General features: G+C 73.5%; 11 protein-coding genes and 1 pseudogene. 11 read left to right on the top strand and 1 reads right to left on the bottom strand.

The genetic code is table 11. The features are described from left to right. Window positions 1-21 precede the first annotated feature (21 nt). Window positions 22-1,418, top strand: a pseudogene (locus QUE40_RS09665) (xylulokinase). Between the two features lie 151 nt (window positions 1,419-1,569). Here QUE40_RS09665 and QUE40_RS09660 read toward each other — a convergent pair. After that, the gene (locus tag QUE40_RS09660) at window positions 1,570-3,165 is read right to left on the bottom strand and encodes a catalase (RefSeq protein WP_289230821.1); all 1,596 of its coding nucleotides are present in this window, start codon (window positions 3,163-3,165) and stop codon (window positions 1,570-1,572) included. A gap of 232 nt (window positions 3,166-3,397) precedes the next feature. Between QUE40_RS09660 and QUE40_RS09655 the strand changes: the two genes are divergently transcribed. The 10 genes from QUE40_RS09655 to argC all read left to right on the top strand — a co-directional run bounded on the left by QUE40_RS09655 (window position 3,398) and on the right by argC (window position 12,984). After that, the gene (locus QUE40_RS09655) at window positions 3,398-4,186 is read left to right on the top strand and encodes an MFS transporter (RefSeq protein ID WP_289230820.1); all 789 of its coding nucleotides are present in this window, start codon (window positions 3,398-3,400) and stop codon (window positions 4,184-4,186) included. Next, the gene (locus tag QUE40_RS09650; RefSeq protein ID WP_289230819.1) at window positions 4,099-4,578 is read left to right on the top strand and encodes an MFS transporter; all 480 of its coding nucleotides are present in this window, start codon (window positions 4,099-4,101) and stop codon (window positions 4,576-4,578) included. Before QUE40_RS09655 ends, QUE40_RS09650 begins: the two co-directional genes overlap by 88 nt. 322 nt (window positions 4,579-4,900) lie before the next feature. Further along, window positions 4,901-5,455 carry a translation initiation factor IF-3 gene (infC, locus tag QUE40_RS09645; RefSeq protein WP_236022338.1) on the top strand — a complete coding sequence of 185 codons (555 nt, stop codon included), beginning with the start codon at window positions 4,901-4,903 and terminating at the stop codon, window positions 5,453-5,455. Window positions 5,456-5,563: 108 nt separating this feature from the next. Further along, entirely contained in the window at window positions 5,564-5,758 is a 195-nt protein-coding gene (gene rpmI / locus QUE40_RS09640; protein ID WP_142005455.1) for a 50S ribosomal protein L35, read from the top strand. Between the two features lie 37 nt (window positions 5,759-5,795). After that, complete coding sequence (rplT, locus tag QUE40_RS09635; RefSeq protein ID WP_142005454.1) at window positions 5,796-6,191, top strand: 50S ribosomal protein L20; 396 nt, start codon at window positions 5,796-5,798, stop codon at window positions 6,189-6,191. 48 nt (window positions 6,192-6,239) lie between these two features. Next, the gene (locus QUE40_RS09630) at window positions 6,240-7,037 is read left to right on the top strand and encodes a TrmH family RNA methyltransferase (protein WP_289230818.1); all 798 of its coding nucleotides are present in this window, start codon (window positions 6,240-6,242) and stop codon (window positions 7,035-7,037) included. Beyond that, window positions 7,034-8,194, top strand: a complete 1,161-nt coding sequence (locus QUE40_RS09625) for a sensor histidine kinase (RefSeq protein ID WP_289230817.1) — start codon at window positions 7,034-7,036, stop codon at window positions 8,192-8,194. Before QUE40_RS09630 ends, QUE40_RS09625 begins: the two co-directional genes overlap by 4 nt. Before the next feature lie 72 nt (window positions 8,195-8,266). Next, window positions 8,267-9,361 (top strand): phenylalanine--tRNA ligase subunit alpha, encoded by a 1,095-nt coding sequence (gene pheS / locus QUE40_RS09620; protein ID WP_142005451.1) that lies wholly within the window; start codon window positions 8,267-8,269, stop codon window positions 9,359-9,361. Beyond that, window positions 9,361-11,877 (top strand): phenylalanine--tRNA ligase subunit beta, encoded by a 2,517-nt coding sequence (pheT, locus tag QUE40_RS09615; protein WP_289230816.1) that lies wholly within the window; start codon window positions 9,361-9,363, stop codon window positions 11,875-11,877. The genes pheS and pheT overlap by 1 nt, the downstream gene beginning before the upstream one ends. 69 nt (window positions 11,878-11,946) lie before the next feature. Beyond that, window positions 11,947-12,984 carry an N-acetyl-gamma-glutamyl-phosphate reductase gene (argC, locus tag QUE40_RS09610; protein WP_289230815.1) on the top strand — a complete coding sequence of 346 codons (1,038 nt, stop codon included), beginning with the start codon at window positions 11,947-11,949 and terminating at the stop codon, window positions 12,982-12,984. The last annotated feature ends 24 nt before the right edge of the window (window positions 12,985-13,008 follow it).

Below are 13,008 nucleotides of genomic sequence, written 5' to 3'. Positions count from 1 at the left end.
CGCGCAGCCGAGGACCGCCGCATGAGCAGACGGCTCGTCGCCGGGGTCGACTCCTCCACGCAGTCCTGCAAGGTCGTCGTCATCGACGCCGCCACCGGCGAGCTGGTCCGCGAGGGCCGGGCGCCGCACCCCGACGGCACGCAGGTGTCGGCGCAGGCCTGGTGGGACGCCTACCGCGCGGCGACCGACGGCGGTCTGCTCGACGGCGTCGAGGCCGTTGCCGTGGGCGGGCAGCAGCACGGCATGGTCACGCTCGGCGACGACGACGAGCTGGTCCGCGACGCGCTGCTGTGGAACGACACCCGCTCGGCCGACGACGCGCGCGACCTGGTCGACGAGCTGGGCGGGCCGCAGGCGTGGGTCGACCGGGTGGGCGCCGTGCCGGTCGCGAGCTTCACCGTCAGCAAGCTGCGCTGGCTGGCCCGCCACGAGCCCGACAACGCCGCCCGCACCGCGACGGTCGTCCTCCCGCACGACTGGCTCACCGGCCGGATCCTCAAGGACGGCAACGGTTTCCAGCGGTGGGTCACCGACCGTGGCGACGCCTCGGGCACCGGCTACTGGTCCGCGGCCACCGGCCACTACGACCGCGACATCGTGCGCCTGGCGTTCGGCCGTGACCTGCACCTGCCCGAGGTGCTGGGCCCGGCCGAGCCCGCCGGACGCACCGCCGACGGGATGCTCGTGGCCGCCGGCACCGGAGACAACATGGGCGCCGCCCTCGGGCTGGGCCTGCGCCGCGGCGACGTGGTGCTCTCGCTCGGCACGAGCGGCACGGTCTTCGCCGACGACGACGCGGCCACCGGCGACGCCCAGGGTTATGTCGCGGGCTTCGCGAGCGCCAGCGGCGGGCGGCTGCCGCTGGCCTGCACGCTCAACGCGGCGCGGGTGCTCACCGCGGGCGCCGCGCTGCTCGGCACCGACCTGTCCGGTCTCGACGAGCTGGCGCTGCAGGCCGAGCCGGGCGCCGGCGGGCTGACCCTGCTGCCCTACCTCGACGGCGAGCGCACCCCGAACCTGCCTGACGCCACCGGCACGCTCAGCGGCCTCACCCGCGGCAACGCCACCCCGCAGAACCTCGCGCGGGCTCACGTCGAGGGCATGCTGTGCAACCTGCAGTTCAGCGTGGGCGCGCTGCAGGCGCAGGGCATCCCGGTCGAGCGGGTGCTGCTGATCGGCGGCGCGTCGGCCTCCCGCGCGGTGCGCGAGCTCACGCCGCAGATCTTCGACGTGCCGGTCGTCGTGCCGCAGCCGGGGAGTACGTCGGGCGCGGCGCCGCGCGCCAGGCCGCCTGGGCGCTCACCGGCGAGCTGCCCGACTGGCCCCGCGCCGACGAGACGCAGCTGCCGGCGCCGAGCGACCCGCGCGCCGGCGCCCGCATCCGCGAGCAGTACGCCGCCCGCGCCCAGCACCCGTGATGCGGCCCTGAGGCGGCCCTGAGGCAACCCTGACGCAACCCTGACGCGGGACCCCGACCGGTTCCCGGCCGGCCCCCGGCACGACGGAGGCCCGCCGGTGGGTGCGCTCAGGCGCACCGTCCGACGGGCCTCCGCGAGGGCGTACGGCGGGTCAGCGGGCGGCGTTCGTCGCCTGCTCGACGACCGGCTCCTCGACGACCTTGGCTTCGTCGGCCATGCCGCCGGGGTTGTCGCCGCCCTGCTCGGCGCGCACGAGCTCCTCGATGCGCTTGCCGGTGTCGGCGTCGACGTTCTTCCAGTACTCGAAGGCCCGCTCCAGCACCGGCGACTTCACGCCGCCGAGCAGGTGGCCGGCGACGGTCTGCACGAACTGCTCGCGCTGCTCGTCGTCCCACACCTCGCGCACGAGCGTGCCCGCCTGGCTGAAGTCGTCGTCCTCGGCCCGCAGGGTGTACGCCTGGCGCACCATGTCGCCGTCGGTCTCCCAGCCGTCCTCGACGACCCCGACCTGGTCGGCGTAGCCGCGGCCCTCGCTGTTCGGCGCGTAGACCGGCGCGTCACCGCTGTGCTGGAAGGCCATCGGGCCGTCGAAGGTGTAGGTGTTCTGGTTCTCGACCGCCCGCGCCTGGTTGACCGGGAGCTGCAGGTAGTTCGGCCCGATCCGGTAGCGGTGGGTGTCGGCGTAGGCGAACGCCCGGCCCAGCAGCATCTTGTCGGGGGAGAACCCGATGCCCGGCACGACCGCGCTCGGCTCGAAGGCGGCCTGCTCGATCTCGGCGAAGAAGTTCTCCGGGTTGCGGTTGAGGGTCATCGTCCCGACCTTGATCAGCGGGTAGTCGCTGTGCGGCCACACCTTGGTCAGGTCGAACGGGTTGATCCGGTAGGTCTTGGCGTCCTCGTAGGGCATCACCTGCACCGAGAGCGTCCAGCTCGGGAAGTCGCCCTGGTCGATCGCGTCGTACAGGTCGCGCCGGTGGTGGTCGGCGTCCTGCCCGGCGATGCGGGTGGCCTCCTCGCCGGTCAGGCCCTCGACGCCCTGGTTGCTGTGGAAGTGGTACTTCACCCAGTGCTTCTCGCCGGCCTCGTTGATCCACAGGTACGTGTGCGACCCGTAGCCGTTCATGTGCCGGAACGTCTTGGGGATGCCGCGGTCGCCCATCAGGTAGGTCACCTGGTGCGCCGACTCGGGGTTGAGCGACCAGAAGTCCCACTGCATGTGGTTGTCGCGCAGGCCCGAGCCGCCGCGGCGCTTCTGGCTGCGGATGAAGTGCGGGAACTTCATCGTGTCGCGCACGAAGAAGATCGGGGTGTTGTTGCCGACGAGGTCGTAGTTGCCCTCGGGCGTGTAGAACTTCAGCGCGAACCCGCGCGGGTCGCGCCAGGTGTCGGGGGAGCCCTGCTCGCCCGCGACGGTCGAGAAGCGCGCGAGCATCTCGACCTTGCTGCCCTTCTGGAACAGCGCGGCCTTGGTGTACTTGCTGACGTCCTCGGTGCACTCGAACTCGCCGAACGCGCCCGACCCCTTGGCGTGCACGTTGCGCTCCGGCACGCGCTCGCGGTTGAAGTGGGCCATCTGGTTCACGAAGTGCACGTCGTGCAGCAGGATCGGCCCGTCCGGACCGACGGTGAGGCTGTTGCGGTCGCTCGTCGCGGGAGCGCCGGTGTCGGTGGTCGACCCGAGCTGCGCCTCCTTCGACGGGGCGGTCTGGATCGATTCCCGGGTGGGGTCGGTCTGCTGGTCTGCCATCACTGCTCCTCGGTCTGGGTACGCGCCCGGTGGGGCGGGCGAACTCGTCCGGTCGGGGCCGTGCGGCCCACGAACTCCCAACACGCGCAGCCGATCACACCTTTCTGGAACGAGTCAAGAAGACGTGCGGGCGGTTTCACCACCTACCTACGGGTAAGGGGTGACGAACGTCTCCCGGACCCGGCCAAATCTCCTTCGCCGGCAAACACTTCGATCTGGAAGAATGGCCGGCATGTCCTTCGCCGCCTACCGCAGCGTGCTCTCGCGCCCGCGTGCTCGCCAGGTCCTGCTGCTCGGGCTGCTGCTGCGCATCCCGATCTTCGGCACCGGCGTGCTGCTGATGCTGCACGTGGTGAACCAGCTGGGTCGCAGCTGGGGCGAGGCCGGTCTGGTGTCGGCGGTCGCGACCATCGCGATCGCGGTCAGCGGGCCGTGGCGCGGGCGGCTGCTGGACAAGCACGGCCTGCGCAAGGTCGTCGCGCCCTCGCTGGTGATCACCGGCTCGGCCTGGGCGGTCGCGCCGTTCGTCGGCTACTGGCCGCTGCTCGTGCTCGCCGGCGTGGCCGGGCTGTTCGTCGTGCCGATCTTCTCGGTGGCGCGCCAGGGCATCATCGCCGCCGTCCCGATCCACGAGCGGCGCACCGCGCTCTCGGTCGACGGGGTCGCGGTCGAGCTGGCGTACATGTCCGGGCCGGCCGTGGCCGTGTGGGCCGGCACCCAGTGGGGCACCGCCCCGACCCTGTTCGTCGTGCAGATGCTGGCCGTCCTCGGGGAGGCGTCCTGTGGCTGCTCGACCCGCCGCTGCGCGAGGAGGGCTCCGCCGACGACGCGGTCGCCCTCCCGCGCGCGAGCTGGTTCCGGCCGCGCTTCGTCGTGCTGTGCCTCGCGGCCGCCGCCTCGACCCTGGTGCTGGTCGGCAGCGAGGTCTCGGTCGTGGCCGCGCTGCAGGGCTGGGGCCAGTACGCCCTCCTCGGCCTGGTCTTCGCCGGCTGGGGCCTGGGGTCGATCGTCGGCGGCCTGACCTACGGCGCGCTCTCGCGCGGCTTCTCGCCGTTCCTGCTGCTCGCCGGCCTCGCGGTGGTCACCATGCCGATGGCCCTGGCCGGCTCGGCCTACACCTTCGCCGCGCTCGCGTTCGTCGCCGGCCTGCTGTGCGCCCCGACGATCACCGCGTCGGTCGAGGCGGTCAGCCGGGTCGTGCCCACCGCGGCGCGCGGGGAGGCGATGGGCTGGCACGGCTCGTGCATGACCGCGGGCTCGGCCGCGGCCGCACCGGTCGCCGGGTTCGTCATCGACCACGGCGGCTACCAGCCGGCGATCCTGGTCGTGAGCGTCGCGGGGCTGGCCGTCGCGCTCGCCGGCGGCGCCTCGGTGCTGTTCGCGCGCCGGCGCCGCCTGGCCCTGGCCGCCTGAGGCGAGATTTCGCGCAGACGGCGCGGGTGCGTACACTGGTAGAACCGACTGTCGTGCTCGCACGGCAGTGTGCAAGAGAAGCCCCGCTTCCACCCGCGTCGACAGGCATGTCGCCGGGTTCTCGGTCACGGACCTGACGGTCGGCAGCCGCGCTGTCGTCGTCCGGCGCTGCGGCGTCGCCCGGTCCCGATCGCTTCGAAGGCTCCTCGCGCACCCCGGTCGCGAGGGGCCTTTCCTCGTTCCCGGGCGTCACCGCACGCAACACGAAGGAGCAGACATCAGCGCTGAGCCCCGTATCAACGAGCGCATCCGGGTTCCGGAGGTGCGCCTCGTCGGGCCCAACGGCGAGCAGGTGGGCATCGTCCGCGTCGAGGACGCGCTGCGCCTGGCCACCGAGGCCGACCTCGACCTGGTCGAGGTGGCTCCCATGGCCAAGCCGCCGGTCGCCAAGCTCATGGACTACGGCAAGTACAAGTACGAAGCCGCCATGAAGGCCCGTGAGGCACGCAAGAACCAGGTCAACACGGTCATCAAGGAGATCAAGCTCCGCCCGAAGATCGACCCGCACGACTACGGCACCAAGAAGGGCCACGTCGAGCGGTTCCTCAAGGCGGGCGACAAGGTCAAGGTGACCATCATGTTCCGCGGTCGCGAGCAGTCCCGCCCCGAGCTGGGCTTCCGGCTGCTGCAGCGTCTCGCCGAGGACGTCCAGGAGCTGGGCTTCGTCGAGAGCTCGCCCAAGCAGGACGGCCGCAACATGATCATGGTGCTCGGGCCGACCCGCAAGAAGGCCGAGGCCAAGGCGGAGGACCGCCGCCGGCGCCAGGCCGAGGAGAAGGCCGCCCGCGAGCAGGGCGAGCCGACCGCCGCGGAGTGAGCCGCGCGGCGGCCCCGGCCGCCGCCCCAGAACTTGTCGCGAGCCCCTCGCGACACCATCGATCGACGCCCTGACGGCGTCGAGGACAGCGAAAGAGGAGATCGGCACATGCCGAAGATGAAGACGCACAGCGGTGCCAAGAAGCGCTTCCGCGTGACGGGCTCGGGCAAGATCAAGCGCCAGCGCGCCCGCCACGTGCACAAGTTCCAGGAGCGCAGCAAGCGCCAGACCCGCCGCCTGGTGCCCGACGTCGTCGTGGCCCCGGCCGACGAGGCCAAGATCAAGCGCCTGCTCGGCAAGTAAGCCCCCTTCACCTCACCAGACCCCAGGAGATTCAGACATGGCACGCGTGAAGCGGGCAGTCAACGCCCAGAAGAAGCGCCGCACCGTCCTCGAGCAGGCCAGCGGCTACCGCGGTCAGCGCTCGCGGCTCTACCGCAAGGCCAAGGAGCAGGTCACCCACTCCCTCGGCTACAGCTACCGCGACCGTCGCGCCCGCAAGGGTGACTTCCGTCGGCTGTGGATCCAGCGGATCAACGCCGGCTGCCGCGCCAACGGCATGACCTACAACCGGTTCGTCCAGGGCCTCAAGGCCGCCGGTGTCGAGGTCGACCGCCGCATGCTCGCCGAGATGGCCGTCAACGACCCCACCGCGTTCGCCGCGATGGTCGAGGTGGCCAAGGCCAACGTGCCCGCGCAGGCCCCCGCCGGCGACAAGGCCGGCTCCGCGGCCTGACCGCGCCCCGAGCAGCCACTGTTCCCGCAGAGCGCCGACCGAGTGCCCGTGCTGACCAATCCCCGCGCCCAGCGGGTGAAGTCGGTGCGTGCCCTCGGTCGGCGCTCTGCGCGTGAGCGGGCCGGCCGGTTCGTCGCGGAGGGTCCGCAGGCCGTACGCGAGGCGCTGGCCTTCGCGCCCGGCACCGTCGTCGAGGTCTACGCCGAGCCGGGCGTCGCCGAGCGGCACGCCGACCTGCTGACCGCCGCCGCCGCGGCCGACGTGCCCTTCCACGAGACGAGCCCCGAGGTGCTGAGCGCCATGGCCGGCACCGAGCACCCGCAGGGCCTGATCGCCGTCTGCCGGCCGGTCGACGTGCCGCTCGCGCAGGCGCTCGGCCCCGACCCCCGGCTGGTCGTGGTGCTCACCAACGTGCGCGACCCCGGCAACGCCGGCACGGTCATCCGCTGCGCCGACGCGGTCGGGGCCGACGCCGTCGTGGTGTCGGCCGCCAGCGTCGACATCTACAACCCCAAGGTGGTCCGCTCCACCGCCGGCTCGCTGTGGCACCTGCCGCTCGTGCGCGGCGTCGAGATCGAGCAGGCGCTCGAGGCGTGCAGCGCGCGCGGGCTGCGGGTGCTGGCCGCCGACGGGGCCGGCAGCACGCTGCTGCCGCAGGTCGATCTCACCGGGCCGCACGCCTGGGTGATGGGCAACGAGGCCTGGGGGCTGGAGGAGGCGGTGCGCGAGCGCTGCGACGACGTGGTCCGGGTGCCCATCCACGGCCACGCCGAGTCGCTCAACCTCGCGATGGCCGCGACCGTGTGCCTCTACGCCTCGGCCGGTGCCCAGCGGGGCCCGTCGTGAGCCCGGCGTCGCGTCGCGAGCCACCGGCGTTCGAGCCGATCAGCACCGACCTGAGCGAGCTCATCGAGGTGCTGCCCGAGGGCTTCGTCCTCGCCGACGCCGACCGCACCCTGCTGCTGGCCAACTCCCGCGCCGAGCAGCTCACCGGGCTGCCGCTGCTGGACCGCCTCGGCGACGACGTCACCACCGCGCTGCCGCTGCACGACCGCGAGCACCGCTCCTGGTGGGAGGCGCTCGACCCGTTCGGCGGGCTGCACACCCGCACCCGGTTCACCGAGCAGCTGCTGCACCTGCCGCAGGGCCGGGCGGTGCTGCTGGCCGCGCGCATCGTGCGCGACCCCGACCGCTCGGTGCGCCGCGTCGTGGTCACCCTGCGCGACCCGCGCACCCGCGAGCGCAACGACGCCGACAGCTTCGCGCTGATCACCACCGTCGCGCACGAGCTGCGCGCCCCGCTCACCAGCGTGCGCGGGTTCAGCCGCACCCTGCGCCAGCGCTGGGACCAGCTGCGCGACGAGCAGAAGATGTGGATGCTCGAGGCCATCGAGGGCGACGCCGACCGGCTCAGCCGCCTGGTCAGCGAGCTGCTCGACGTCTCGCGCATCGACACCGGCCGGCTCACCCTCGTGCGCCAGCCGGTCGACCTGCTCGAGATCGTCAGCGGCCAGGTGGCCGGCCTCCTCGCCGCCGGGCACAGCCCCGACCGGTTCCAGGTCAGCCCGGCCCCGCAGCCGCCGCACCTGTGGGCCGACCCCGACCGCATCACCCAGGTCGTCGGCAACCTGCTCGAGAACGCCATCCGCCACGGCGCCGGCCTGGTGCGGGTCTCCATCGAGCAGGACCGGCAGCCCGACGGCCCCGACGAGGTCGTGCTGCGCGTCCTCGACGACGGTCCAGGAGTGCCCGAGGAGCAGCGCGAGCTGGTGTTCAGCCGCTTCTGGCAGGGCCGCTCGCGCGGCGGCAGCGGCCTGGGGCTCTACGTCGTGCGCAGCCTCGTCGAGGCGCACGGCGGCCGGGTCGCCTACGAGCCCGCACCCTCCGGGGAGCGGGGTTCGTCGTCCGGCTCCCCGTGGGCGAGCCGCCGCCGGCGCGCTGAGCCGGCGCGGACGTACGCCGGGGGCAAACTCCGTTGTCGGCGGCGCGGCGCCCGTCGATAGACTTGTCCCACGAGCACGCCCGCGGCCCAGCCGTGGGCGTCGCTGCCGTTCCGTCCCCGCGAAATGAGATCGATGTCCGGCCCCAACAGCCAGTACGACCCGGTCGAGGTGAGCGCGCTCGACCCGGCCAACGTCGAGGCGGCCGTCGACGCCGCGCTGCAGGCGATCGCCGAGGCGAGCACCCTCGAGGAGCTCAAGGCGGTCCGCCCGGCGCACCAGGGCGACAAGAGCCCGCTGGCGCTCGCCAACCGTGAGATCGGCGCGCTGCCGCCCACCGCCAAGGCCGACGCCGGCAAGCGGGTCGGGCAGGCGCGCGGCCGGGTCGCGCAGGCGATGAAGGAGCGGCAGGCCGCGCTCGAGGCCGAGCGCGACGCGCGCATCCTCGTCGAGGAGGCCGTCGACGTCACGATGGTGCCGGGGCGCCTGCCGCTCGGGCGGCGCCACCCCGTCGAGCTGATGGCCCAGCGGATCGCCGACATCTTCGTCGGCATGGGCTGGGAGATCGCCGAGGGGCCCGAGGTCGAGGCAGAGTGGTTCAACTTCGACGCGCTCAACTTCGACGCCGACCACCCGGCGCGCCAGATGCAGGACACGTTCTACGTCGACCCGCCGCAGGACGGTCTGGTGCTGCGCACGCACACCTCCCCGGTGCAGGCGCGCGCGATGCTCGAGCGCGGCGTCCCGCTGTACGTCGGGGTCCCCGGCAAGGTCTTCCGCACCGACGAGCTCGACGCCACGCACATGCCGGTCTTCCACCAGATCGAGGGCCTGGCCGTCGACGAGGGGCTGACGATGGCCCACCTCAAGGGCACGCTCGACCGGCTGGCGAGCGAGCTGTTCGGCGACGGCATCACCACCCGGCTGCGCCCGTCGTACTTCCCGTTCACCGAGCCCAGCGCCGAGATGGACCTGCGCTGCTTCGTCTGCCAGGGGCGCGACCCCGACTGCCGCGCCTGCTCCGGCACCGGTTGGATCGAGTGGGGCGGCTGCGGCATGGTCAACCGCAACGTGCTGGCCGCGGTGGGGGTCGACCCCGACCGCTACACCGGCTTCGCCTTCGGCATGGGCATCGACCGCGCCCTGATGTTCCGCACGGGCGTCTCCGACATGCGCGACATGTTCGAGGGCGACGTCCGCTTCAACGCACAGTTCGGACTGGAGGTCTGATGCTCGTCCCGATCGACTGGCTGGGCGAGTACGTCGACCTGCCCGAAGGCGTCAGCGGTGCCCAGGTCGCCGCCGACCTGGTGCGCGTCGGCCTCGAGGAGGAGAGCATCCGGGGCGGTGACATCACCGGCCCGCTGGTGGTCGGCAGGGTGCTCACCCAGGAGCCCGAGCCGCAGAAGAACGGCAAGACCATCAACTGGTGCACCGTCGACGTCGGCGACACGAACGGCACGGGCGAGCCGCAGGGCATCGTCTGCGGCGCGCACAACTTCGGCGTCGGCGACCTCGTGGTGGTCGTGCTGCCGGGGGCGGTGCTGCCGGGCGGGTTCGAGATCTCGGCGCGCAAGACGTACGGCCACGTGAGCGCCGGCATGATCTGCTCCGCCGAGGAGCTGGGCCTGCCGAGCGACGGCACCGACGGCATCATCGTGCTGTCGGCCGACGAGGGCCTCGCGCCCGGCCAGGACGCCATCGCGCTGCTCGGGCTCGACCGCGAGACCGTCGAGGTCAACATCACCCCCGACCGTGGCTACTGCTTCAGCCTGCGCGGCATCGCGCGGGAGTTCTCCCACTCCACCGGCGCGGCGTTCACCGACCCGGCGCTGGCCCCGGCCGAGCGCGCCCCGGCCGCCACCGGCGACGGGTTCCCCGTCGAGCTGCGCGACGAGGCGCCGCTGCGCGGCAACCCCGGCTGCGACCGCTACGTCGCGCGCGTGGTGCGCGGGGTCGACCCGGCCGCCGTGTCGCCGGCGTGGCTGCAGACCCGGCTCACCGAGGCGGGCATGCGGCCCATCTCGCTGCCGGTCGACGTGACCAACTACGTCATGCTCGCGCTCGGCCAGCCGCTCCACGCGTTCGACGCCGCGGCCCTCACCGGCCCGATCGTCGTACGTCGGGCTCGCCCGGGCGAGCGCCTCACCACGCTCGACGACGTGGCGCGCGAGCTGTCCCCCGAGGACCTGCTGATCACCGACACCGGCGAGACGCCGCTGGCCATCGCCGGCGTGATGGGCGGCGCCACCAGCGAGGTCGGCCCGCAGACCACCGACCTGCTGATCGAGTCGGCCCACTTCGACCCGACCACGGTGGCGCGCAGCAGCCGCCGCCACCGGCTGTCGACCGAGGCGAGCAAGCGCTACGAGCGCGGCGTCGACCCCGACGTCGCGGCGGCGGCGGCCCAGCTGGCCGTCGACCTGCTCGTCGAGCACGGCGGCGGCACCGCCGACCCCGCGGTCACCGACGTCGACGAGCGGCGCCCGGTCGATCCCGTCGCGTTCGAGCCGGGCCTCGCCTCGCGCCTCGTCGGGGTCGACTACCCGCGCGAGCGGGTCGTGGAGATCCTGCGCGAGATCGGTTGTGCCGTCGACGATTCCGGCTCCGGAGACGTCTCGGTGCGGCCCCCGTCGTGGCGCCCCGACCTGCGAGGCGGGCCCGACCTCGTCGAGGAGGTCGCCCGCATCGACGGCTACGACCGGATCCCCTCGATCCTGCCGCCGGCCCCCGGCGGGCGCGGGCTCACCCACGGCCAGCAGGTGCGTCGCCTGCTCGCCGGGATGCTGGCCGCCCGCGGCCTCACCGAGGTGCTCAGCCCGCCTTTCGTCGGTCCCGAGGCGTTCGACGCCCTCGGCTACGCCGCCGACGACCCTCGCCGCACCGCCGTGCGGCTCACCAACCCGCTGCGCGAGGAGCAGCCGCTCATGCGCACCAGCCTGCTGGTGTCGCTGCTGTCGGTCGCCCACCGCAACGTCGCCCGCGGCACCGCCGACCTTGCGCTGTTCGAGATCGGGCTGGTGACGACCGGGCGCCAGGGCCAGGCACCGACGTACGACGTCGGCAGCTATCCCGGGCCCGACGCCGTGCAGCAGATCCGCGACGCCGTCCCGGAGCAGCCGCGTCACCTGGCCTTCGTGCTGAGCGGTGAGCTCGAGCGCGCCGGCTGGTGGGGCGCGGGCCGCGCCGCCGACTGGACCGACGCCACCGCCACCGTGCGCGCCGTCGCCGAGGCGCTGGCCGTCGAGGTCACGCTGCGCGCCGGCGACGAGCCGCCGTTCCACCCGGGCCGCTGCGCCGAGGTGCTGCTCGCCGACGGCACCCGGCTCGGCGTGGTGGGCGAGCTGCACCCCAAGGTCGTCCAGCGCCTCGAGCTGCCCGCGCGCACCGTCGCCGGGGAGCTCGACCTCGACGCGCTCGTGGGCGCGAGCACCGAGTCGGTCGAGGCGACGACCCTGGTGCAGCAGCCCGCCGCGCACAGCGACGTCGCGCTCGTGGTCGGCCAGGGCGTCCCGGCGGCCGCCGTCGAGGCGAGCCTGCGCGCCGGCGCCGGCGACCTGCTGGAGTCGGTGCGGCTGTTCGACGTCTACTCCGGCGACCAGCTGGAGGCCGGGCAGCGCTCGCTCGCCTTCCGCCTCGTCTTCCGCGCGCCCGACCGCACGCTGAAGACCGAGGAGGTCAACGCCCTGCGCGACGCCGCCGTCCAGCAGGCCGCCACCGACCACGGCGCTGCCCAGCGCGGCTGACCCCCGCGGACGTACCCCCACCCGCGGGGTGGTCTGCATGATCATGTGTGCTCCGGTATAGTCATGCGCATGCTGACGGTGGGTGTCGCGGGCGCGAGCGGCTACGCGGGGAGCGAGGCGCTGCGCCTCCTGCTGGGTCATCCTGATGTGCGCGTGGGAGCGGTCACCGGCGCCTCGACCGTCGGGCAGCGCCTCGGCGAGCTGGCCCCGCACCTGGCCCCGCTGCGCGACCGCGAGCTGGTCGAGACCACCCCGCAGGCGTTCGCCGACCACGACGTCGTGATCCTCGCTCTGCCGCACGGCGCCTCCGCGCAGCTGGCGGCCCAGCTGCCCGACGACGTGCTGGTGCTCGACTGCGGGGCCGACTTCCGGCTCGTCGAGGAGCAGCGCTGGACCTCCTTCTACGACATCCCGCACGCCGGCTCCTGGCCGTACGGCCTCCCCGAGCTGGTCCGCGCCGACGGCAGCAAGCAGCGTGACGACCTCGTCGGGGCGCGTCGCGTCGCGATCCCCGGCTGCTACCCGACCGCCGCAACCCTCGCGCTGGCCCCGGCCTTCGCCGCCGGTGTGGTCGCGCCCGACGACGTGGTCGTCGTCGCAGCCTCCGGCACCTCCGGCGCTGGCCGGTCGACCAAGCCGCACCTGATGGCCTCGGCGGTGATGGGGTCGATGAGCCCGTACGGCGTGGGCGGCGGCCACCGCCACACCCCCGAGATCGAGCAGAACCTCAGCACGGCGCTGGGGCAGCCGGTCACCGTGTCGTTCACCCCGACCCTGGCGCCCATGCCGCGCGGCATCCTCGCCACCTGCACCGCTCGCCTCGCCGGCGACCCGGCGGCCGTGCGCGCGGCCTACGAGCGGACGTATGCCGACGAGCCCTTCGTCCGGCTTCTCCCCGAGGGCGAGTGGCCGGCGACCGGCGCGGTGCTGGGGTCCAACGTCGTGCAGCTGCAGGTGGCGGTCGACGAGCACGCGGGCCGCGTCGTCGTGGTCGCCGCCGAGGACAACCTGACCAAGGGGACCGCGGGCGCCGCGGTGCAGTGCCTCAACCTCGCGCTCGACCTGCCCGAGACGCGCGGCCTGCCGACCACGGGCCTGGCCCCGTGACCCTCGCACCCACCGATCACCAGG

The organism is Barrientosiimonas endolithica (assembly GCF_030296655.1).
GTDB classification, from domain to species: Bacteria; Actinomycetota; Actinomycetes; order Actinomycetales; family Dermatophilaceae; genus Barrientosiimonas; species Barrientosiimonas humi.
Note: the sequence above shows the minus strand (reverse complement) of the source record. Positions and strands in the feature narration are given on the sequence as shown.